Source organism: Microbulbifer regidiadema (SeqCode) (genome assembly GCF_052466995.1).
This window is the reverse complement of record NZ_CP174297.1, coordinates 4,489,484-4,511,268: the sequence shown is the minus strand read 5'-3', so window position 1 is coordinate 4,511,268 and position 21,785 is coordinate 4,489,484. Positions and strand designations below refer to the sequence as shown.

18 protein-coding genes are annotated in these 21,785 nt (G+C 54.2%); 7 read left to right on the top strand and 11 right to left on the bottom strand.

What is annotated here, in order from left to right; genetic code table 11:
* Positions 1 to 191 precede the first annotated feature (191 nt).
* The 6 genes from pyk to edd form a co-directional block, all read right to left on the bottom strand.
* A complete protein-coding gene (gene pyk, locus ACJJIK_RS19735) occupies positions 192 to 1,628 on the bottom strand; it encodes a pyruvate kinase (protein ID WP_444943652.1) in 1,437 nt (478 codons plus the stop codon).
* A 117-nt stretch (positions 1,629 to 1,745) separates the two neighbouring features.
* On the bottom strand, positions 1,746 to 2,780 hold the full coding sequence (gene gap, locus ACJJIK_RS19730) for a type I glyceraldehyde-3-phosphate dehydrogenase (RefSeq protein ID WP_444929939.1): 1,035 nt from the start codon (positions 2,778 to 2,780) through the stop codon (positions 1,746 to 1,748).
* A gap of 78 nt (positions 2,781 to 2,858) precedes the next feature.
* The gene (locus tag ACJJIK_RS19725; protein ID WP_444943651.1) at positions 2,859 to 3,497 is read right to left on the bottom strand and encodes a bifunctional 4-hydroxy-2-oxoglutarate aldolase/2-dehydro-3-deoxy-phosphogluconate aldolase; all 639 of its coding nucleotides are present in this window, start codon (positions 3,495 to 3,497) and stop codon (positions 2,859 to 2,861) included.
* Positions 3,498 to 3,518: 21 nt separating this feature from the next.
* The gene (gene pgl, locus ACJJIK_RS19720) at positions 3,519 to 4,229 is read right to left on the bottom strand and encodes a 6-phosphogluconolactonase (protein ID WP_444943650.1); all 711 of its coding nucleotides are present in this window, start codon (positions 4,227 to 4,229) and stop codon (positions 3,519 to 3,521) included.
* A 69-nt stretch (positions 4,230 to 4,298) separates the two neighbouring features.
* Positions 4,299 to 5,759 (bottom strand): glucose-6-phosphate dehydrogenase, encoded by a 1,461-nt coding sequence (gene zwf / locus ACJJIK_RS19715; protein ID WP_444943649.1) that lies wholly within the window; start codon positions 5,757 to 5,759, stop codon positions 4,299 to 4,301.
* A 53-nt stretch (positions 5,760 to 5,812) separates the two neighbouring features.
* Entirely contained in the window at positions 5,813 to 7,630 is a 1,818-nt protein-coding gene (gene edd, locus ACJJIK_RS19710; protein ID WP_444943648.1) for a phosphogluconate dehydratase, read from the bottom strand.
* 817 nt (positions 7,631 to 8,447) lie between these two features.
* Here edd and ACJJIK_RS19705 point away from each other — a divergent pair.
* Positions 8,448 to 9,494 carry a LacI family DNA-binding transcriptional regulator gene (locus ACJJIK_RS19705; protein WP_444929934.1) on the top strand — a complete coding sequence of 349 codons (1,047 nt, stop codon included), beginning with the start codon at positions 8,448 to 8,450 and terminating at the stop codon, positions 9,492 to 9,494.
* 21 nt (positions 9,495 to 9,515) lie between these two features.
* Here the strand turns inward: ACJJIK_RS19705 and nagA are convergent, their stop codons facing one another.
* Together nagA and nagB-II are read right to left on the bottom strand one after the other, a co-directional pair.
* Positions 9,516 to 10,646: an N-acetylglucosamine-6-phosphate deacetylase gene (gene nagA, locus ACJJIK_RS19700; protein WP_444943647.1), complete on the bottom strand. Its 1,131-nt coding sequence runs from the start codon at positions 10,644 to 10,646 to the stop codon at positions 9,516 to 9,518.
* A gap of 81 nt (positions 10,647 to 10,727) precedes the next feature.
* Entirely contained in the window at positions 10,728 to 11,726 is a 999-nt protein-coding gene (nagB-II, locus tag ACJJIK_RS19695; protein ID WP_444929932.1) for a glucosamine-6-phosphate deaminase NagB-II, read from the bottom strand.
* 259 nt (positions 11,727 to 11,985) lie between these two features.
* Here nagB-II and ACJJIK_RS19690 point away from each other — a divergent pair, with 259 nt between their 5' ends.
* Both ACJJIK_RS19690 and ACJJIK_RS19685 read left to right on the top strand, forming a co-directional pair.
* The gene (locus ACJJIK_RS19690) at positions 11,986 to 12,852 is read left to right on the top strand and encodes a DUF6279 family lipoprotein (RefSeq protein ID WP_444943646.1); all 867 of its coding nucleotides are present in this window, start codon (positions 11,986 to 11,988) and stop codon (positions 12,850 to 12,852) included.
* A 165-nt stretch (positions 12,853 to 13,017) separates the two neighbouring features.
* The gene (locus ACJJIK_RS19685; RefSeq protein WP_444943645.1) at positions 13,018 to 14,295 is read left to right on the top strand and encodes an aminotransferase class I/II-fold pyridoxal phosphate-dependent enzyme; all 1,278 of its coding nucleotides are present in this window, start codon (positions 13,018 to 13,020) and stop codon (positions 14,293 to 14,295) included.
* 83 nt (positions 14,296 to 14,378) lie between these two features.
* On the opposite strand, the gene ACJJIK_RS19680 is transcribed toward ACJJIK_RS19685, so the two are convergent.
* From ACJJIK_RS19680 to ACJJIK_RS19670, 3 genes are all read right to left on the bottom strand, one after another.
* Positions 14,379 to 16,052, bottom strand: a complete 1,674-nt coding sequence (locus ACJJIK_RS19680) for a lysophospholipid acyltransferase family protein (protein WP_444943644.1) — start codon at positions 16,050 to 16,052, stop codon at positions 14,379 to 14,381.
* The gene (locus ACJJIK_RS19675) at positions 16,049 to 16,840 is read right to left on the bottom strand and encodes a UDP-2,3-diacylglucosamine diphosphatase (protein WP_444943643.1); all 792 of its coding nucleotides are present in this window, start codon (positions 16,838 to 16,840) and stop codon (positions 16,049 to 16,051) included. Before ACJJIK_RS19675 ends, ACJJIK_RS19680 begins: the two co-directional genes overlap by 4 nt.
* Before the next feature lie 303 nt (positions 16,841 to 17,143).
* Positions 17,144 to 17,476 carry a DUF1820 family protein gene (locus ACJJIK_RS19670; protein WP_172621124.1) on the bottom strand — a complete coding sequence of 111 codons (333 nt, stop codon included), beginning with the start codon at positions 17,474 to 17,476 and terminating at the stop codon, positions 17,144 to 17,146.
* A gap of 186 nt (positions 17,477 to 17,662) precedes the next feature.
* On the opposite strand from ACJJIK_RS19670, the gene miaB reads away from it, so the two are divergent.
* The 4 genes from miaB (at position 17,663) to ACJJIK_RS19650 (ending at position 21,730) form a co-directional block, all read left to right on the top strand.
* Positions 17,663 to 19,030, top strand: coding sequence for a tRNA (N6-isopentenyl adenosine(37)-C2)-methylthiotransferase MiaB (gene miaB / locus ACJJIK_RS19665; RefSeq protein WP_444943642.1), 1,368 nt, complete (start codon positions 17,663 to 17,665; stop codon positions 19,028 to 19,030).
* 205 nt (positions 19,031 to 19,235) lie between these two features.
* Positions 19,236 to 20,276 (top strand): PhoH family protein, encoded by a 1,041-nt coding sequence (locus ACJJIK_RS19660; protein WP_444943641.1) that lies wholly within the window; start codon positions 19,236 to 19,238, stop codon positions 20,274 to 20,276.
* A gap of 16 nt (positions 20,277 to 20,292) precedes the next feature.
* Entirely contained in the window at positions 20,293 to 20,763 is a 471-nt protein-coding gene (gene ybeY / locus ACJJIK_RS19655; RefSeq protein WP_444929925.1) for an rRNA maturation RNase YbeY, read from the top strand.
* A 70-nt stretch (positions 20,764 to 20,833) separates the two neighbouring features.
* Positions 20,834 to 21,730 (top strand): HlyC/CorC family transporter, encoded by an 897-nt coding sequence (locus tag ACJJIK_RS19650; RefSeq protein WP_444929924.1) that lies wholly within the window; start codon positions 20,834 to 20,836, stop codon positions 21,728 to 21,730.
* Positions 21,731 to 21,785 lie beyond the last annotated feature (55 nt).

Here is a 21,785-nt window from a genome sequence, read left to right as displayed (position 1 = left end):
ATATTGAAGGCACAGCAGTATTGGGCTTTAAAATTTGTGATGGCTATCACAGTGGATTTTCCACGGCAAGGTGAAGAACGGCGAGAAAAATAGCAGGCGACAGGTGATTAGTCGCAAATAATTGAGAGCCGGCTAACTGGAATAGGCCCATCGCACCCAACCAGCAGGTGCGTGGACCCTTAGTCGAAGCCCTATTCGATCTCTTTAATACGCATAGAGTTGGTATGTCCACCCATATTCAGGCGTTCACCCTGGGTAATCAGTACCCGCTGGCCTTTCTGCAAATCGATACGTGAATTTAAGACCTCGATAACGGCTTCAGTCAGGTGTCCGAGGGGGACAGAAGCCGGGTCAAAGCTCACCGTCTCTACACCGCGTAGCAATACCAATTGACGGGCAATACGGGGATGCCGGGTCAGCGCGTAGATAGGCAAACGGGTATTGGCCCGGGACATCATCCTAGGGGTGCGGCCGGACTCGGTAAGCGCCGCAACAGCACACAGGTTTTCAACCCTGGTTGCAACATCGATTGCCGCCTGGGCAATAACCGTATCAATAAGCGCAGAAGAGCCGTGATCGTCAGCGGTATAAGGAACGCTGCCCAGGTACTGTTCAGCACCAATAATTACGTCGCTCATGGATTCCACAGCAGCGACTGGATATTCACCCGCTGCGGTTTCCGCAGACAACATCACTGCGTCGGTACCATCCAGTACCGCATTGGCCACATCCATTACCTCGGCGCGAGTGGGAGTCGGGCTGGTGATCATCGACTCCATCATCTGGGTCGCGGTAATCACGCCGCGATTAAGGGCATTGGCGCGGTTGATTAGCTTTTTCTGCACGCCCACCAGGGCCGGATCACCAATCTCTACTCCCAAGTCACCCCGGGCTACCATAATAGCGTCGGAGGCCAGGATCAGGCTGTTCATTTGCGCATCGTCGGCAACCGCTTCAGCCCGCTCCACCTTGGCGACAATGGCCGCTTGACTGCCGGCCTCTGCCATGGCTCTGCGCGCGGTTTCCAGGTCTTCTGCACAGCGGGGGAAGCTGACTGCGAGAAAGTCTACTTCGAGTTCTGCTGCCAGCTTAATATCCCGGTAGTCTTTTTCTGTCAGTGCCGGTGCGGACAAGCCGCCGCCCAACAGGTTGATGCCCTTATTGTTTGACAACTTACCGCCCTGTAGTACACGGCAGTAAAGCTTGCTCGGCGTAGTACCCGTCACTTCCAGGCGAATCTTGCCATCATCCAGCAGCAGGATATTGCCAGACTGGCAGTCACTGATCAGACTGGGATAGTCCACACCGACACGGTGCTCATCCCCCCCTTCAACTGGGCAGTCCAGATCGAGGGTAAACTCATCATTGTTTTCCAGCTGCACACTGCCCTTGGCAAAACGGGCAATCCGAATCTTCGGTCCCTGCAAATCCCCCAAAACCGCAACAATTTTTCCCTGCGCTTCGGCGGCATTGCGTACCTCTGTAACCCGGCGGCGGTGATCCTCTGCCGAGCCGTGGGAAAAATTCAGGCGCACAACGTTTACCCCCGCGCGAATCATTTCGTCGATTACGCGGGGTTTATCAGTACCGGGGCCCAGGGTTGCTACGATTTTTGTATGGCGAATCATAAGATCCCGTCATCTAGTCGATTTAAAAGAAGGTTTAGAGAGCTATCAAACAGAAATCTTATCTCCATCTAATAGCCCTCAGTAGTGAAATTACCGCTATGTAATGCACTGAGAGGATCAGGCAGACTCGGCAATCGGCTGGTTCAGTTGCAGTGTCTCGGCCATCGCCAGACTGGTGTCGAGCATGCGGTGAGAGAAGCCCCACTCGTTGTCATACCAGGCCATTACTTTCACCAGGTTACCATTCACGCGGGTATGGTTGGCATCAAAGTGACTGGACGCACTGGTATGGTTAAAGTCGACCGATACCAGGGGCTGATCGCAGTAGGTCAACACACCGCCACTGGCCTCGGCAGCTTCCTGCATAATTTGGTTTACTTCCTCAGCGGTAGTATCGCGGCTGGCGATAAACTGGCAGTCCACCAGGGAGACATTACTTACCGGCACTCGAACCGCCATACCATCGAGACGACCTTTCAATTCAGGCAATACCAAACCTACCGCCGCAGCCGCACCCGTTTTGGTGGGGATCATATTGTCCGCCGCCGCACGGGCCCGATAAATATCTGCGTGTACCGCATCCTGGGTGTTCTGATCGTTGGTATAAGCGTGCACGGTGGTCATAAAGCCCCGCTCAATACCCAATTCGCGGTGCAGTGCTTGAGCTACTGGCGCCAGACAGTTAGTGGTGCAGGACGCATTGGAAACCACGCGGTGCTCAGCGCTGAGGTTGCTGTCATTCACACCGTAAACAACCGTGAGGTCCGCATCTTTTGACGGCGCAGAAATCAGTACCGCAGCGGCACCGGCTTCAATATGAGCCGAGGCAGACGCGCGATCGGTAAAGCGGCCGGTACACTCGAGAACTAAATCTACACCCAATTGCTTCCAGGGCAGCTTGGATGGGTCGCGCTCCTGACAAACTTTAACTCGATCACCGCCAATAACCAGTGTTTCGCCATCGACTTTAACCTCTGTGGCAAAGCGACCGTGGATAGTATCGAAGCGGGTCAGGTGAGCATTAGATGCTACCGGAGCGAGATCATTAATTGCGACTAGCTGAATCTGATCACTGTAGCCGGATTCATAAATAGCCCGGGTGACATTCCTGCCGATACGACCGTAACCATTAATGGCAATTTTAATTTTCATCTCGCTTTACCCTCTTTATATACTTGTGCTTATTCAGATGCACCCACCCTGGGTGCAGCATACCGAGTGTGTCAGTTGTTATGGGGATTTAGGTTTCAGTGCCGCAGCCTGTTGTGCCAGTCGAGTAATCTCTGCCCAATTTTGTTCGCGAACCAGCGCGCTGCTGGCCATCCAGGAACCGCCCACACAAACCACATTGTCCAGCGCCAGAAAATCCGAGGCATTTTTTGGACCTATGCCACCGGTGGGGCAAAAGCGAACCTCCTGTAGCGGGCCGCCAATGGATTTCAGCATTGGCACTCCACCGGCTGCCTGCGCGGGGAAAAATTTTTGGTAGCGATAACCGCGCTCATACAGGCGCATAACCTCTGAAACACTGGCGGCACCGGGCAATAGCGGTACTTCGCTGCCTTCAGCGGCCTCCAGTAATTGGTCGGTTGCGCCGGGGCTCACCATAAAGCGAGCTCCGGCATCGATAGAGCGATGCAGATCATCACCATTGAGCACAGTGCCGGTGCCCACGTGGGCTTCTGGCAGGTGTTTTGCAATTTGCTCAACCACTTCCAGGGCAGCTTCAGTGCGCAGGGTTACCTCAAGTACTTTCAGGCCACCTTCAATTAAGGCGCCAGCGAGAGGGAGGGCATCCTCGGCTTTATCAACAACCAGTACTGGGACAACGCCAGCTACCTGCAAAATCTCGGCGATATTTTTCTGCATCAGTTAATTCCAAATCGTTCGTTAAGGCGCCCAGTAAACAGTGACGGGTTTTAGTCCCTGCTTGAGAATACTGCGCACCGGCATTTCCATCTCGTCGCTGCCGAGCAATGCCTCTCGATAAACTTTTAGTTTCTCTTCGCCAGTGATCAACAACTTGATATTGCGCGCCTGTAAAATTGCACTCAACGTTAAAGTCATACGCTCGGTATTGGAGCCGGTAACTTCACTTTGATTGGCAATAATGGCACTGCATAATTTTTCCGATTCAGGATTTAGTGCATCCTGTAATCCCTGCGCATGGGGGAACAGTGATGCGGTGTGGCCATCACTCCCCATACCCAACAGGCAGACGTCAAACGGTTTTTGCAACTCGCTGTAAGCCTGCTCACACTCGTTTTCGCCTTCAGCAGCCGTTGGCTGTGTATTTTTCATGCCCAAAAAATTGGCTTCAGCACCAAAGTTCTGTAACAGCGATTTTTCAATAAAGGCAGCGTTACTACCGCTTTCATGCTTTTCCACCCAGCGCTCGTCGACAAGAGCCGCTGTAATTTTCGACCAGGGCAGCGGGCGCCGGGATAATTCACGATAAACCGGTTCCGGCGTGCTGCCGCCAGACACTAGAAAGCTGGCGTGACCGCTTTCTTTGATACCTTTTTGCAGCTCGCTGGCGCAGTCGTGGGCTAGAGCCTGTACCAGGCGCTCGCGATCTTGAAAAAATTTTTCTTCAGCCATGGATTCTTCCATTTATCTTTGTAGAGGCGGGCACTACATCAAGAATATCGGCGCCCGCCTCCCAGGTTATTACTGCGCGTTAAACCAGTGGCGGTCACTGCGTGACAACAGGTCGTGCGCCCCTTCTGGGCCCCAGCTGCCTGCTGGATAGGCCTGCGGCTGGCTGTCAGTTTCGCGCCAGTGCTCAATAATCGGGTCCACCCATGCCCAAGCAGCGGCAACTTCATCGCGATGGATAAAAAGTGCGGGGTTATTTGCTGCGGCATCCAGCATCAGACGCTTATAGGCGTCGCTGCGGAAGCTGTCATAAGTATCCGAGAGGGTTAAATTCAATTCAGCCGGTTGCAGCTCAGTGGTGAGGCTGTCCATTTTTTTCGCCATCAATACCAGCTTGATACTCTCCTCAGGCTGTAGGCGAATAACCAGGCGATTGGGGACAATCTTTCCGGCAGACTCGTCGTAAACACGGTGAGAAACGCTTTTGTACTGCACCACAATTTCGGCACAACGCTTTTCCATACGCTTGCCGGTACGCAGGTAAAATGGCACTCCGGCCCAGCGCCAGCTATCGATATGTGCGCGAATAGCGACAAAGGTTTCGGTTGAGCTGGTTCCACCGTCGAGTTCATCGAGGTAACCGGGCACATCGCTGCCATTAATCTCACCGGCCACGTATTGACCGCGCACAACGTTTTCATCGACCAAATTGCCGGTGAGCGGGCGCAACGCCTCCAACACCTTAATTTTTTCCGCTCGGATATTCTTCGCCGACATACTGTTGGGCGATTCCATGGCGATAAGGCAGAGCAGTTGCAGCAGATGGTTTTGCACCATATCCCGCATAGCACCAGTTTCATCATAAAACCCGGCACGCCCTTCCAGGCCTACGGTTTCTGAAATACTGATCTGGATATGATCAATGCTTTTTGCATCCCAAAGATGCTCAAACAATACATTGCTAAAACGCAGGGCGAGAAGGTTTTGTACCGTTTCTTTACCGAGGTAATGATCGATACGGAAAATACTATCTTCCGCAAAGTAGCTGGCAATTTTACTGTTAATTTCATCCGAGGTTTGAGCGTTATAGCCCAGTGGCTTTTCCACCACAACTCTGGAATTTTCAGTAATCAGGCCTTTTAACGAGAGGTTTTCACAACAGGGACCAAATACTGCCGGCGGAATCGCCAGATAGAAGATGCGAACCCGCTCTGGGTCGGCACCGAGAATTTCTGTCAGGTGATCCCACTGAGCATCGGGTACGGCAATATCCAATGCAAGTGGAGACAGTAATTGGCTAAACTGGTCCCAACTCGAAGCACAGTATTCACCTTCGCGAAGGTACTTTTGCAGTGCTTGATGGGCTGTTTCGATATACTGATCAACATCTGATTGACGGCGGCACACCGGAAGGATGCGGCAACCCTCAGTCAAGCTGCCCTCTCTAAATGCTCGGTAAAGTGCCGGCAACAACTTGCGCAGTGCAAGGTCTCCGCCTCCACCAAATAACACCATATCAAAAGGGTTAATCATAAATTTTGCTCTGAGATCGTTCTTGTCCCGGAGCCTTTGGGGCTCCGCAATAGTCAATAAAGTATGCTTGCCCCGGTCTCTGCACCGCTGGCAAGGCCGCGCATATTAGCGAATAGTTCACGGCCGGTACCACGGGCATTTTCAGAGAGGTCGCACTGGGCCGGTTCGCGAGCATCGAATTCAGCCTGATCGACCAGCACGCGCAGAACACCGACCTCAGAGTCAAGTTCAATCATGTCGCCCTCTTGCACCTTGGCAATCGCACCGCCTTCCACGGCTTCCGGCGACATGTGAATAGCTGCCGGGACTTTTCCGGAGGCACCAGACATGCGCCCATCGGTAACCAGCGCCACTTTAAAACCGCGATCCTGTAGCACCCCCAGAGTTGGGGTCAGCTTGTGTAGCTCCGGCATACCATTGGCACGGGGGCCCTGGAACCTCACCACCGCCACAAAGTCGCGCTCCAGCTCGCCCGCTTTAAAGCGCTTCAACAGATCATCCTGGTTATCCAGAACAATAGCGGGCGCCTTCACTTTGAGGTGCTCGGATTTCACCGCAGAAACTTTGATCACACTGCGACCGAGATTGCCTTCGAGGAGCTGTAAACCACCGTGCTGGGAGAAGGGGTCAGTGGCCGAACGAATTACCGTCGTATCACCACTCTCCTCTGGGGTTGGCTTCCAAACCACGCCGCTAGCATCGCTGTTCAGGAAGGGATCTTCGCAGTAGGGCTCAAGGCCGGAATTGCCGAGCACCGTATGCACATCATCGTGTAACAGTCCGGCGGAGCGGAGTTCGCGAATCAGAAACTGCATCCCGCCGGCTGCGGCAAAATGGTTGATATCCGCAGTGCCGTTCGGGTACACATGGCACAGCAGCGGCACCACCTCAGAGAGGTCGGCCATATCCTGCCAGGTCAGCTGGATACCTGCCGCACGGGCCATCGCGATTAGATGCAGCGTGTGGTTGGTCGACCCACCGGTAGCCAGCAGCCCTACAACCCCATTGACGAACGCCTTTTCGCTGAGAATTTTAGCTACCGAGGTATGCTGGCTGGGCTCAGTAATTTTCACCAGCTGGGCCACTGCCGCCTCGTTTAATGCCGCACGCAAATCGGTACCGGGATTGACAAAGGAGCTGCCGGGCAGTTGCAGTCCCATAATTTCTACCAGCATCTGGTTGCTGTTGGCCGTGCCGTAAAAAGTGCAGGTGCCGGCACTGTGGTAGGAAGCGCTTTCCGCTTCCAATAGTTCGGCGCGCCCGACTTTGCCCTCGGCATACAGCTGGCGAACGCGAACTTTTTCCGCATTGGACAAGCCTGTGGGCATTGGCCCTGCGGGTACAAAAATTGAGGGCAGATGACCAAAGGATAGGGCGCCGATCACCAGACCGGGAACAATTTTGTCGCAGATCCCCAGGAATATGGCCCCTTCAAAAACATCGTGGGAGAGGGCGATGGCGGTAGACATGGCAATCACATCCCGCGAAAACAGGCTGAGCTCCATACCGGCGCGCCCCTGAGTCACCCCGTCACACATCGCCGGTACGCCACCGGCAACCTGGGCCGTAGCACCATTGCGCACAGCCGCCGCCTTCAAATGAGCGGGGTAGGCACCGTAGGGCTGGTGCGCGGACAACATGTCGTTGTAGGCGTTGACGATTCCCAGATTCGGCCCTCGACCGGAGGCTATCAACTGTTTTTCGCTTTCCGGGGACGCAGCTATCGCGTGGGCCAGGTTGCCACAGGACACATGAGCCGTTGCCCGATCTTCAATATGCGCTTTCTTTACCTGCGCCAGATACTCAGCACGAGTCTCTTCGCTGCGCTTAATGATGCGTTCGGTAACGGCCTGAACCTTGCTGTGAACCATGACTATCCCGTATTAACTCTGTTGAGGTGGTCTCGTGAACCAAAACCACCGAGGTCACCTATCAGTGGCTCGGGCCACCTGTGATTATCTTTCCGTGAAGGGCCTCGCGGCCGCAGAGCTCCCATTGCAACTCTTTGGTTGTAGTGCCACTGGTGGCCTATTACCCAATAGAAAATTTGAAACCTGGGGAACAAACTTGCTTTAACAAGCTATTGGCAGCCAGGAGCCTTTGAACCTGCGGCTACAGTGCCTCTGCTACCTGATAGAGAATTCTGGGGTCGAGCAAAATCCATATTCCGGACTTCCCCTCGCCATAGAGGCGCATGTTAGTGCCCCTCCAACACCGCAGCCTCCTCCCCTCTAAGGTGGTAGAGGCTTCCGACGCCCAACTTGGGTCCTCACCCAATTTGTAGTCCCCGATCTTATTGACGCGCATTATGTAGTAAAACTACAAAAACTTTCAAGGGCCCCTGGGCGAACAACACGGGCAGCCTGTAGGGCAAAACAAAATATTGGGGTTATTTGACGTGAAAATTGTCATATAGACCGATAAATAGAACTAAAAAGCAGCAAGCAGTCATCGCCTGGAGGTTTTAGCAACCCTTCAATGTAGAATTTTTACAGCTGGACGACAGGACCCGCGCTTGCGCAAGAGCATAAGATCAAAAACTACAAAACAGGCCCGAAAGAGGAATTGAAATACCCGCAATAGCGCCTATTACGAGTCCATAACTGTTAAAATCCCAGCGCCCGGCGATACTCTTTTGTGGACACCCTGTCGCCCCCGAGTCACGGCTCACGTAAAACTGATAGATATATGAAAGTCACAATTAACGATGTTGCGGAGCGCGCGGGCGTATCTATCAAAACCGTGTCCAGGGTGATCAATAATGAGCCCTCTGTGCGCGCAGCCACCCGGCAAAAAGTGCTCGACGCGGTAAAAGGCCTGAACTACACCCCCAACCTCGCCGCACGCAACCTGGCCGGGACACACGCCTACTCCATCGCATTTATTTATGACAACCCTAACGCCTATTACATTATCGATATGCAAAACGGCCTACTGGAGGCCTGTAGAGCGCAAGGGTATGAATTACTTATCCACCCCTGTCACGCACAGGCCCCCACCACTCCCAGCGATCTGCATAAATTGGTCGAACACGGCAAGGTCGCAGGGCTGGTCTTAACCCCGCCCTTTTCCGAGTCGCCCGCCTTTATTGCGGGGCTTCGATCCATGGATGTGGAGTTTGTGCGGATTGTTTCCTCTTCCTGCAAGGAAGATGGCGAAGAGCGCGCTATACAGATTGACGATCGCCAGGCCGCTTACAATATCACCCGGCACCTGCTCTCTCTCGGCCACAAGCGCATTGCTTATTTGAGCGGGGGGACAGAGCACCTCTCCACTCTGGGGCGCCAACAGGGGTACTGCCGGGCTATCGAAGAGGCCGGGTTAGCCGTAGAGCAACCATTGATTATTCAGGGCGAGTATTCATTTGAATCCGGAGAAATTAACGCGGCCAAAATTTTGGGGGGCGACAACCCGCCCACAGCAATATTTGCCGCAAACGATGAAATTGCAGCGGGGGCATTATTTGCTGCGCGCATGTTGGATATTGATGTGCCCGGGCAGGTCTCTATCGCCGGCTTTGAAGACAGCCCCTTTTCCCGGCAAACCTGGCCCAAATTGACCACCGCCTACCAACCCAACCGGGAAATCGCGCGCTCAGCGGCTGAGCTAATACTTGCGCAAATTCAAAATAAAGGGGCAAGAGAAGATAGCGACGCGGAGACAGAAGCGGAGCCCCCACGCCGCTTCACCCCCGAATTAATTGTTCGGCAATCCACCGGCCCCGCACCCGAGTAATCGCTTGAAGTGGGATTAAGGCTAAGCCCTTCGATAAGTCTCGCGGCCCCGGCACCAGGTCCTGCTCACCCGCAGGGTCTCATCCAGTAACACCATATCCGCCCGGGCGCCCTCGGTAATAACACCTCCTCCCAGGCCGAGAAATTGTGCGGGGTACAAGCTCGCCATACGCAATGCCTCCGGCAATTCAACCCCGCACCAATCGCGGATATTTCGCACCGCACCGATCATATTCAGGTGCGAGCCCGCCAGCTCCCCGGTGCTGGAAGTCAGCTTGTCCCCCTCTCGTGTAACCACCCGGTCAAACAAGGGGAAATGGGTTGCCTCGCTCCCCACCAGTGACATCGCATCGGTAACCAAAAGCAACTTGCCCTGTGGCTTCGCCTTCAAAGCCAGTGTGATAGCCCCGGGGCTAACGTGGTGGCCATCGGCAATTAATCCACACCAGGCGTCGTCCCGAATCAGTGCCGTGCCCACCATACCGGGCTCGCGGGAATGCAGTGGAGACATTGCGTTGTACAAATGGGTAAACCCCGTTGCCCCCGCATCCAGCGCCGCCTCAACCAGGTCGGCACTCGCATTGGAGTGACCGAGGCAGACATGGACCCCGAGAGCCACCAACTTGCGGATATCGGATACAGCAACACACTCCGGTGCCAAAGTCAGCAAGCGAATCCCCAGATCTTCCCTGGCGTAGAGAGAGAGCTCCTCATCACTCAAAGAGCGGATAAATCCCTGCTCGTGAGTCCCCTTTTTGGCCTCACTTAAATGCGGCCCCTCAAAGTGCACGCCGATCACCCCCGGAACACCCGCAGACAGCGCCTCGCTCACCGCATCGGCAGCTTGCTGCATCACCGGCAACTTATCGGTAATCAGCGTTGGCAGGAACGCACTGGTACCAAACTGGCTGTGGGCCTCGCCAATTCTCTCAAGCGCAGCAACCGTGGGGTCTTGATTAAACAGCACGCCGCCACCGCCATTGACCTGAATATCAATAAGGCCCGGCACCAATAAACCCGGCAGGCATTCCACGGTGGAACTCACACCACCGCCCACCGTAGAAATGGTGCCATCCTCCCCGATAGTGACAGCGACATCCGCCAGGATGCGCTCACCATCAAAAAGCTTTTCTGCAATTAGGGTAACCCCCACTGTCCCCTCCAAATCTTATTTTCTCTAGGCGGCCTCTGAATAATTCTGTGGTATCTCTTTAGCGAATTATTCAGCGGCTCCTTAGATTGTCTGAGTGATTTTTTTTAAGCCCGCCGGCTTGTCGGGATCAATTCCCCGGCTAACCGCTACATGGGCCACATCAATATAAAAGCGCTGTAACAGTGCCAGCGGTGCCACTCTGGGGTGTACGCCTTTACTGGGCACATGCAAATTAATCAGTGTCGCCCCACGCCGCCGGATTTCATCAATCTGTTGGCTGTGGGCGGGAAATGACTCATCCTCAATGGAAACATTCACCACTGTCAACTGCCCCTCCACCAGGGTGACAGGGCCGTGTAAAAATTCGGCACTGGAATAAGATTCCGCGTGGATATTGCACACCTCTTTTAACTTGAGGGCCAACTCCCGCGCAATGGCATAGCCCGGCCCCCGCCCCAGAACCACCAGGTTTTTCACCAGCGCCAGACTTTCCGGGCGCAGCTGAATCTCTGCCCGCACCGCAGCCCTGAGAGCCTGCGGCAAGTTTTGCAAGGCATTGTTCAGAGCGGCACCCTGAGTCCAGCTCGCCACCACCTGCAATATGGCAGACAGGGTGGCCAGGTAACTCTTGGTCGCCGCGACCGCTTTCTCCGGGTTTGCCTTTAAGGGAATAACCAAGTCGACCAAATCCGTGATCGGAGCCTGTTCATCGTTCAATAAAGCGATGGTATAGGCCCCCTCCTCCCGCGCCATGCGCGCCTGGGCCAGAATATCCGGGCTTCTGCCAGACTGGGAAATAACCATAACCAGGGCGCCGTCGAGCTTTAACCTACGCCCATAGACGCTGGAGACAGACAGCGCGGCAGCGCAGGTTGGCGTGCCGGTTTCAATTTCTATCAGGTACTTGGCAAAGACGCCTGCGTGATCGGAAGAACCCCGCCCGATCATCATGACAAAACGGGGGGGCACTTGACGCAAGCGCTCTCCCAGGCGAGACATTATTGTGGCATTGGAGCGCAGTTGCTCGGCAATCCTTTCCGGCGCCTCGCGAGCTTCAGCTTCCATAATCGTACTAATCATATAATACGCCCCGCTTGATTTACTCAAAAAGGGCCCACCCCCAATCAACACTGGGCTCCACTTTTCAGTCTACGCCTTAGCGCTATCGCACCTCCGCTTTTTGGGTCCCAATAACTGCCATTACCTGAGGATATTTTATGCGGCGCCAACGCTATCGACACCTCTATTTCTGCGGGAAATGGATATTCACTATTCCTTTTTCATCTATGCTTAAGGCATCCTTATCAGCCGCCGCCAGCGCAACCCACAGGACAAATCAATGCCCCAACCCCAGGGCAAGTACACAGTACAAAAACGTTATTTTGTTGTACTGCTTTTAGCCGCCTGTCTACTCAGCAGCTGCTCCAGCATTCAATTTGCCTATAACAATATCGACTACTGGATACGCTGGAAACTGCGTGACTATATCGACTTAAATTCCCAGCAGACACTGGAGTTTCAGGGGGCCCTCAATAGTTTTTTTCAGTGGCACCGACAAACACAATTGCCAAAATATGCCGATTTTCTACTTCAGCTGGCCGATAAAGTGGATCAAGGCCAGTTGGAAAACCCGCAATTGGCCCCCGTTGAACAGGAGGTCTACCACTTTATCAACAGCGCCAGTCGCAATGCCTACGACCTGATACTGCCTATTGCAGCACAGCTGACACCGCAGCAAGTTGACCAGCTGCAATACAACCTGACAAAGAAACAGCAAAAAGTACTAGAAAAATGGCAGCGCTCCCCGGAGAAAATCAAACGTCACCGCGACCGGCAAATTCGCCGGGAGAGCAAGCGCTGGCTCGGCAGTTTGACCGAGCAGCAAAAACAGCTAATTGCAGCTTGGGTAGAGCGAATAGGATACAACCCGGTTTTGCGCAATGAGCAGCAGCTGATTTGGCAAACTAATGCCATCGACTTACTCCGTCAGAAACCTGAAGGCTATCTGGAAAAATTGCGCGACCTACTGGAAAACCCAGAACAACTTTGGTCTGAGCAATATCGCGAGGCGCAGAAACAGCGCAAAACCCAGGCGCGTGAATTGGGAGAACAGATTTTATCCAGCACCAGCCCCGCCCAGCGCCGCCATTTGAGCAAAACTCTACGCGACTACGCCCAGGATTTTCGCGTACTGGCCAGTGAATAGTCACTCCAATCGACGCCCCACTGTGAACTGCCTCTCAAAGAGTACCCTATAACTCCGTTAAAAAAGATTCAACAGAAACCAATTATCATATGTGATTTCCTACTGACGAAACCGACCTTAGACTGATAAGCTCGCCCTCTCAATTTACCAGCTAGGGGAATTCAAGTGCATATCGAATCCGCCACACAAGAACAATTGATCGAGTGGGAAAAAGAATTGAGTGCCCACTACGACAAGATCTGTCGACACGAGCTAAGCCTGGATATCACTCGTGGCAAACCCTCGGCGGAACAATTGAAACTTTCCGATAAACTGGACGGCATCCTCTCTGCGGATTACCGCACAGCGGACGGCACTGACACCCGCAACTATGGCGGGCTGATCGGTCTGAGCTGTGCGAGAGAGCTTGGCGCCGAAATGCTCCAGGTGCCGGTCAATGAAGTGATTGCCGGGGGCAACAGCTCCCTCACCTTGATGTATCACGCAGTTGTCACCGGATACCTGTTTGGCTTTGCCGGCAACAAGCCCTGGCGTGAATTAACCGCGCCTAAATTTCTCTGCCCGGTTCCCGGTTATGATCGCCACTTTAGCATCTGCGAGCAGCTGGGCATCGAAATGATCAACGTGCCCATGGGCGAAGACGGCCCCGATATGGACCTTGTCGAAAAGCTGCTTGGCCAAGACCCGGAAATTGTCGGAATCTGGTGCGTCCCCAAATTCTCAAACCCCACAGGGGTAACCTACAGCCGGGAAACCGTAGAGAGATTGGCACAACTGGGGCAAATTGCCGGTGCGGGTTTCCGCATATTCTGGGACAACGCCTACTCTATTCACGACCTTGGCAACCGTGTAAGCCTGGCGAATATCCGCTCTGCAACCCTGGAAAATGGCACCGTAGACTCCGTTTTACAGTTTGCCTCAACCTCAAAAGTCACCCATGCGGGCGCAGGTGTCGCGTTTGTCAGCGCCAGCCAGGCAAACCTGGATTCCCTCAAGGCCCAAATGCAGGCAATGACTATTGGCCCGGACAAGGTCAACCAACTGCGGCACTCGCGTTTTTTCACTGAGCACACCAGCCTGGCAGAACACATGCACAAGCATGCCGATATTCTTCGCCCCAAGTTCGAGTGTGTTCTGGAGCATTTGCACAATGCCTTTTCCGATGCGGATATGGGCAGCTGGGAAAAACCCGAGGGCGGCTATTTTGTGTCTTTTAATACACTTCCCGGCTGCGCCAAAGCTGTGGTAAAAATGGCGGCGGATGCCGGGGTAAAATTAACCCCCGCCGGCGCTACCTTCCCCTATGGACAAGATCCCAAGGACTGCAATATTCGTATTGCACCGAGTTTCCCACCACTGGAAGAGCTGGATACGGCCATGTCTATTTTTGTCCTCTGTGTAAAACTGGTGAGCTTGCGTAAAAAACTTGCAACCATTTCGTAGAAAAATAAACCTCAAATAAACTTTTCTACACCACCGAAAAAGGCAGCTTAACGCTGCCTTTTTTATAATAAGCCTCTTCCCCCTCAGGCGTGCAAATAGCGTTTGGCAAACTTTTTATCCACTTTGGACAAATCGACCACTACCAAACCATCCACAGCATCACAAAAATCCGGGTCAATATTAAAGGCGTGGAAACTGGTCCCACCGGGCACGGTAACAGAGGCATACTTTTTAAATAGAGGGGGCAGCTTTACCCCCTCCTCGCCCAGAACTTGCTTTAATTGACGCATATCGGATAGCGTATCCCCGAGTAATTCAGGCAGTCCTGATTGCGCCTGCATAAATGGCAGGCGGGCATCGCCGAGGGGATTTTCAGGGGAAAAGTAGTGGGAAAAATAGCGCACAATGGCCGACTTGGCCCTCACCGAGAAGGTCCCGGGCATTGAGACTGGGCCAAATAGATAGCGCACCTGTCGCCGCAGAACCCACTGCCCAATAGCACACCAGAGCAAGTCCAGGCCGCGTCCTCCCCAATAGTCCGGCAAGAGAAAACTACGCCCCAATTCCGCAGAATCCGGCAGGCATTGGCGCGGCGGCTGCGGGTAGTTAAACAGAGTACTGCTGTATATCTCATCTGCCGCGAGAGCCCCGGTCGCCGCTATGCGATAGGCCCCGGCTATCTGGTGACTATCCGCATCCCACAACAGCAGATGGTCATAGTGTGCATCAAACGCATCCCAGTCCCGACTCTGCCCACTCCCCTCACCGACCGCGCGAAAAGCGATCTCCCGCACCCGGGCCAACTCCCGCATAACCGGACAATCTGCTTTCTGCCGATACAGGCGCACAGAGAGGGCGCCCGCCGCAGAGAGCGATGCACAGGACTCCACCACCTGCGCCACCTCAGTCTTCGGCTCGGCTTCGGCAATTAACTCCGGCCCCAGGGCGGCAGGCGCTCGATGTAAACGGTAGACATGCTCGCGCCACAACGCGGCTTTGGCCCGAGAAGTCAGGGGCCAGCGGCGAAAGTGCTCCGCCTCCAGAGGGCGGCCAATGCGAATATCGATACTGCGGCTGGCCTGTTTAAACATCTCCCGGATCAGCCATAAAGTAGAGAGGGGCTTATTCAGCATGGAGAGAGCATAAAACCAGCAGGAGTTCCGCCCAAGTACTTGCACCGGCAGAATGGGTGCAGCTTTTTTTTCCGCAAAACGGACAAAACCCGAATTCCAGCGCCCGTCCCGCACGCCCTTAGGGGTGAGCCTGGAGACCTCCCCGGCCGGAAAAATAATAGTGACTCCCCCCGCCCCCAGGTGATTGTAGATCCGCTCAATATCTCCCCTGCACGTGCGGCCATTAAAATTATCTACCGGCAATAAATACGAGCGCAGCGGGGTGATATTCCACAGCAACTGGCTGGCTAGCGCGCGCACATCTTTGCGCACACGGGCAACCATATCAATCAGCGCCAGGCCATCGAGGCTTCCCAGCGGGTGATTAGAGACAATGACCAGTGGCCCACGGCGGGGTATTCGCTCCAGTTCGGAGGGGTTGAGTTCATAGCGAAAATTTAGATCGGCAAAAACCTGGCGAATAAAATCCAGGCCACCGAGGTGGGGATAGCGGCGAGTAAACTGTTGCAACTGCTCTTCGCAACAAATTTTTTTTAGCGTAGCCGAGGCCAGTTTGCGCGTGGTTTTTTGCGGGGCTGCGCTGTACCAGGCATTTTTTTGCAAAAGACTCTCAAGCTGAATCATGCCGCAACCACCTCCTTCATAATGCTGGCGATCTTTGGGCTGCGATGCCAGTTTAAGAGTTTCAAACTGCCGTTTTGCTGCTCGACCACCGCACTCATAGAGTCGACCCAATCACCACAATTTGCATAGATCACCGCACTGCCAGACACGCTTTTATGCCTCAGTGCCGGCCGGTGAATATGGCCACAGATAACGCCGTCAAATCCCCGCAAGATCGCCTCGCGGGTGGCCACCGCCTCAAAGTCGCTCATCATCTGCCGGGCGGCGCTCACCCGATTTTTTATCTGGCTGGCCAGGGACCACCAGGGTTTATTAAAACGATTGCGCCAGTAATTAATCCAGCGATTAAAGCGCAGCATCAGGTAATAACTGCGGTCACCAATGTGATAGCTGATCGGGTTAATTTTGATGCGGTGTTCAAATTGATCGCCGTGGGTCACCCAGAGGCGGCGCCCCTCTGAGGTTGTGTGAATACAGTCTTTTTCGATGCGGATATTACCGAGACGCTTGCCCACCCAGCTGCGCATAGGGGCGTCGTGATTTCCGGGGATATAAATCACCTCGGGGGTCAAACTGCTCAATTCAGACAGCATTCCCAGCAGCAGTGAAGAGGCCTGGCACCACGCACCCCGCCCCTGAGCGAGCGCCTGCATATCAAAAATATCCCCCACCAGATAGACCGTATCCGCGCGATTCTGAACCAGAAAATCTGCGAGCCGGTGAGGTTCACTGTCCCTGCTGCCCAAATGGACATCGGAAATCCACAGTGCGCGATAGCGATTGCTCATAGCAAGGTTCCCGTCTATAGCGATTATCGGCCCACAGATACTGAGGCGGATACGCGGCAAAAATATCGGTCGTCGCTTGAGCTAAGGCGCCTCTGAATAATTCCGTATCTGTTCTGTTGTTAGCACATGGAGGTCAGCTCAACGGACCGCGCTGATCTTCAGCCCAACCACTTTGCAGCGATTTGATGACAGACGGGAGGATTTTTATAGAAGGTTCTATTACAGGGGGGAAGGGTATAGCGGGGGCTTGGGGACTAAAAACCGGGCCTAAAGCCCGGTCTCGCAGCGAGTAAAAGGGAAATCCTACTCGGTGTCTTGGGGATGGCGGATCGGCGGGGCAAAGGGGAATTTAGCCACCTTGTCACCCTTAACCTCAACGATCTTGCCGGTGCCCTCTTTTTCAACCTCATCGATGCGTACAATACTGTGCATCGGTATGTATGAACGGGTTACCGAGGCAAATTCATTTTTCAGCTTTTCTTCACTGGGATCGACCACCAACTGAGCCTTTTCCCCAAAAACAAACTCCTCCACCTCGATAAAGCCGTACATATCGCTCTGATAGATGGCCCGGGCGTAGAGTTCATACACTTGGTTTTGGTTGTGAAAAATCACTTTATAAATCGGGTTGGCCATAAGTCTCTCAGGATGGGGTAGACCCCGAATTTGATCAAAGGACGGGCAAAGGGAGCCTCTAAGCCCGAAAAAGCGCGCAAGAATAGCACAGGTTCGCAACAGCTAATATAGCCATCTATGCAGTGCCGGGTCGTATCGCTATAATGCCCAACCCCAATTGTTGACCAGTTTTTAACCAGGCGCGATATGTCCGAAACATCGGTGAAAAAGCTATACATTAAGACCCACGGCTGCCAAATGAATGAGTACGATTCCGCGAGGATGCGCGATCTACTCGGCGAGTCCCACGACATGGTACCTACCGACGACCCCAATGAGGCCGATGTCCTATTGGTCAACACCTGCTCTATCCGCGAGAAGGCCCAGGAAAAGCTGTTCCACCAGCTGGGCCGCTGGAAGAACCTCAAGGAGAAGAACCCCGAGCTGGTGATTGGTGTTGGCGGCTGCGTAGCCAGTCAGGAAGGCGAGGCGATTGCCAAACGCGCGCCCCATGTAGACCTGATCTTTGGCCCCCAAACCCTGCATCGCCTGCCGGAGATGATGGAGACCAAAGAGCAGAAAAGCGGCGCTGTCATCGTCGACGTGAGCTTCCCGGAAATCGAGAAGTTCGATCGCCTGCCACAGCCTGAGGCCGACGGTGCGACTGCATTTGTCTCCATTATGGAAGGCTGTTCCAAGTACTGCACTTTCTGCGTCGTCCCCTACACCCGTGGCGAGGAAGTCAGCCGCCCAGTGGCCGATGTACTCGAAGAGGTCGCCCACCTAGCCGACCAGGGCGTGCGCGAAGTCAATCTGCTGGGACAGAATGTGAACGCCTACCGAGCCACCGGCGAAGACGGCCACGAAGTGGATTTTGCCGAGCTGATCACCTACGTGGCGGCGATCGATGGTATCGACCGCATTCGCTACACCACCTCGCACCCGGTCGAGTTTTCCGATGCGCTGATCGATGTCTACGCCCAGGTGCCGGAACTGGTTAGCCACCTGCACCTGCCGGTACAGAGCGGCTCCGACCGCATACTGATGGCGATGAAGCGCGGCCACACCGCGTTAGAGTACAAGTCCAAAATCCGCCGCCTGAAGAAAATCCGCCCGGATATCTGCCTGTCTTCGGACTTTATTATCGGCTTCCCCGGCGAGACCGACAGGGACTTTGAGGCCACCATGAACCTGATTCAGGATGTGGGCTTCGACATCTCCTTCAGCTTTATCTACTCCCCTCGCCCGGGCACTCCCGCTGCCGACCTGGCAGATGACACCCCGGAAGAGGTGAAGAAACAGCGCCTGCAACTCCTGCAAGCCCGTATCAACCAGCAGGCCGCAGCGATTGCTCGCCGCATGGTGGGGAATACTGAGCGGGTTCTGGTGACCGGGGTATCGAAAAAAGACCCGGGGCAACTACAGGGCCGCACCGAGAATAACCGCGTAGTCAACTTCCGCGCTGACGACCTCGCCCTGATCGGCAAGTTTGCCGATGTTGTGATCGAGGAGGCGCTGCCAAACTCCCTGCGCGGCACCCTAATTACATCCGAGCTGGAAGAAGACCTATTCTAACGGCAATTACCCCAAATGCCGGCAGGATATACCGCTAAAGTACATCCTGCCGCCAAAATAAGCTCAATTGCCCCCTTAAATTACAAGCAGTAATTAGAATTAAGTAGAGTTAGAACCTATTTGTAGGAATCACCTCTTTCCTCCAAAGGGAAAATGGGTATACCCTAGGAATATAACCCCTGGACTAAAGGTGCCGGAAACCAATTTGGAAACACAAACCCTCGCTCACAGCATCACACTCGAGCCCAATGACGCACGCCGTCTTGCCAATCTCTGCGGTCAATTCGACCAACACCTACGCCAAATAGAACAGCGCCTGGATATCGAAATTCGAAATCGCGGCAACCAGTTTTCATTTTATGGTGACGCCAAATCCGCACGCGCCGCTGGCGAGCTACTCAGTCAGCTCTATCGGGAAACCGACGGCAAGGACTACCTCACACCGGATGAAATTCATTTGGCCCTGCAACAGGCGGGAGTTGAGGAACTGGCCAATAAAGCGGGTGACGGCGGCACCAGTGAAACCGACCAAGTGGTACTAATTCGTACCAAAAAATGCTCGGTGCGGCCTCGGGGACTCAACCAGCGCAAATACGTTCGCGCGGTGCAAACTAACGATATCAATTTTGGCATCGGCCCTGCGGGCACGGGCAAAACCTACCTGGCGGTAGCCTGTGCGGTCGAGGCACTGCTCAAAGATGAGGTTGAGCGAATTCTTCTGGTGCGCCCCGCCGTTGAGGCCGGCGAGAAGCTGGGGTTTCTCCCCGGTGACCTGAGCCAGAAAGTAGACCCCTATCTTCGCCCCCTCTACGACGCGCTCTACGAGATGCTCGGTTTTGAGACGGTCGGCAAGTTGATCGAGCGCAACGTTATCGAAGTCGCGCCACTGGCTTATATGCGCGGGCGCACACTGAACAACGCCTTCGTTATCCTCGATGAGAGCCAAAATACCACCCGCGAGCAGATGAAAATGTTCCTCACGCGGATTGGCTTTGGCTCCACCGCTGTTATTACCGGGGACCCCAGCCAGGTCGACCTGCCGCGCGGGCAAGCTTCCGGGCTGCGCCATGCCGTGGGTGTACTGGAGCGGGTCAATGGCATCAGCTTTACCCACTTTAGGGCCAAGGATGTGGTGCGCCACCCCTTGGTACAGCGTATTGTGGAGGCTTACGATATTCATGAGGACGAGCAGGAGAGAGGTACGCTCGATCGGGTTGCCAATAAAGCCGATGAGAATGCCGCATAGAGTCCACAGCTGAGTTATGACTGATTTAACACTCGATGTGCAGCGGGCCAGCCGCTGCGACCAACTCCCCACCGATGAGGCTATCAGCACCTGGGTGTCCAAAGCTTTGGCCGGTCACCGCAATGAAGCGGAACTGTCGGTACGAATCGTGGACGAAGATGAAAGCCAGGCACTCAATCACCAGTACCGGGGCAAGGATAAACCCACGAATGTTTTGTCCTTCCCCACGGATTTCCCCGCAGAGCTGGACCTCCCGATGCTGGGAGATCTTGTGATCTGTGCCCCGGTAGTGGAGCGGGAAGCGCAACAGCAGAACAAATCCCTATCGGCGCACTGGGCACATATGGTGGTCCATGGCACACTGCACCTTCTAGGTTACGACCATATCGAAGATGCAGATGCTCAAATTATGGAAAGTCTGGAAACCGGGTTGCTCGCCAACCTCGGTATTGCAGACCCCTATGCCCCGCTGGATGCAGCGGGATAATAGCTGCTGTACCAACGAGTAAATGGCAAGCCGCTACTGAATTTATTTACAAACGAGAGAGCCCCGGAGCATGGCCACTTCCATGACCACAGACGAACCCCCAAGTAGTCACTCAGCGAGTAAATCCCGCGCGAGTGAAAAAAGCTGGCTGGAAAAACTATTCAGTGCCTTTTCAGCCGAACCCAAGTCTCGCGACGAATTGTTGGACATCATTAAGGACGCTGCGGAAAACCAGCTGGTAGATGCTGAAGCCCTCTCTATTATCGAGGGTGCCCTGGACGTTTCCAGTCAGCAAGTCCGCGAAATTATGATTCCGCGCTCGCAAATGGTTGTGGTGGGTCTGCACGATAAACCGGAAGAGTTCCTACCCAAAATTATTGATTCGGGCCACTCCCGATTCCCTGTCGTCGGCGAAAGTGTCGATGATATTCGCGGGATATTGCTCGCCAAAGACCTGCTCCCACTCCTGTTGAAAGGTTTCGACGGCTTCCAGCTGGAAGACCTGATTCGCCCCGCCAATATTATCCCCGAGAGCAAGCGCCTGAATATTCTGCTGCGTGAGTTCCGCGAAAATCGCTACCATATGGCGGTGGTCATCGACGAGTACGGCGGTGTATCCGGCGTTGTGACGATCGAAGATATCCTCGAAGAAATTGTCGGCGAAATTGAAGACGAGACCGATGAGGAAGAGGCGGATAGCTATATCCGCAAAGTGGGGGAAAACGATTTTATCGTAAAAGCCCTCACCCCCATCGAGGAGTTCAACGAATTTTTCGAGAGCGCCTTTAGTGACGAGGAGTTCGACACTGTCGGCGGCCTGATTATGCAGTCATTTGGCCATTTGCCCGGCCGCGACGAAGCCACCCAGCTGGGCGACTTTATGTTCCGGGTGCTCTACGCAGACAGCCGCCAGATACACCTTTTGCGGGTTGCCCATATGCGCAAGCCGCCGGAGGAAGGCAGCTGAACCGCGCCCAACACTGCACGCTTTAACACACCGATACCCCGCCCCAGGCGGGGTA

What these genes read in the sequence shown, in the direction of transcription:
- pyk (WP_444943652.1), bottom strand. Translation starts at nt 1,628, where the DNA reads ATGATTCGCCATACAAAAATCGTAGCAACCCTGGGCCCCGGTACTGAT.
- gap (WP_444929939.1), bottom strand. Translation starts at nt 2,780, where the DNA reads ATGAAAATTAAAATTGCCATTAATGGTTACGGTCGTATCGGCAGGAAT.
- ACJJIK_RS19725 (WP_444943651.1), bottom strand. Translation starts at nt 3,497, where the DNA reads ATGCAGAAAAATATCGCCGAGATTTTGCAGGTAGCTGGCGTTGTCCCA.
- pgl (WP_444943650.1), bottom strand. Translation starts at nt 4,229, where the DNA reads ATGGCTGAAGAAAAATTTTTTCAAGATCGCGAGCGCCTGGTACAGGCT.
- zwf (WP_444943649.1), bottom strand. Translation starts at nt 5,759, where the DNA reads ATGATTAACCCTTTTGATATGGTGTTATTTGGTGGAGGCGGAGACCTT.
- edd (WP_444943648.1), bottom strand. Translation starts at nt 7,630, where the DNA reads ATGGTTCACAGCAAGGTTCAGGCCGTTACCGAACGCATCATTAAGCGC.
- ACJJIK_RS19705 (WP_444929934.1), top strand. Translation starts at nt 8,448, where the DNA reads ATGAAAGTCACAATTAACGATGTTGCGGAGCGCGCGGGCGTATCTATC.
- nagB-II (WP_444929932.1), bottom strand. Translation starts at nt 11,726, where the DNA reads ATGATTAGTACGATTATGGAAGCTGAAGCTCGCGAGGCGCCGGAAAGG.
- ACJJIK_RS19690 (WP_444943646.1), top strand. Translation starts at nt 11,986, where the DNA reads ATGCCCCAACCCCAGGGCAAGTACACAGTACAAAAACGTTATTTTGTT.
- ACJJIK_RS19680 (WP_444943644.1), bottom strand. Translation starts at nt 16,052, where the DNA reads ATGATTCAGCTTGAGAGTCTTTTGCAAAAAAATGCCTGGTACAGCGCA.
- ACJJIK_RS19675 (WP_444943643.1), bottom strand. Translation starts at nt 16,840, where the DNA reads ATGAGCAATCGCTATCGCGCACTGTGGATTTCCGATGTCCATTTGGGC.
- ACJJIK_RS19670 (WP_172621124.1), bottom strand. Translation starts at nt 17,476, where the DNA reads ATGGCCAACCCGATTTATAAAGTGATTTTTCACAACCAAAACCAAGTG.
- miaB (WP_444943642.1), top strand. Translation starts at nt 17,663, where the DNA reads ATGTCCGAAACATCGGTGAAAAAGCTATACATTAAGACCCACGGCTGC.
- ybeY (WP_444929925.1), top strand. Translation starts at nt 20,293, where the DNA reads ATGACTGATTTAACACTCGATGTGCAGCGGGCCAGCCGCTGCGACCAA.
- ACJJIK_RS19650 (WP_444929924.1), top strand. Translation starts at nt 20,834, where the DNA reads ATGGCCACTTCCATGACCACAGACGAACCCCCAAGTAGTCACTCAGCG.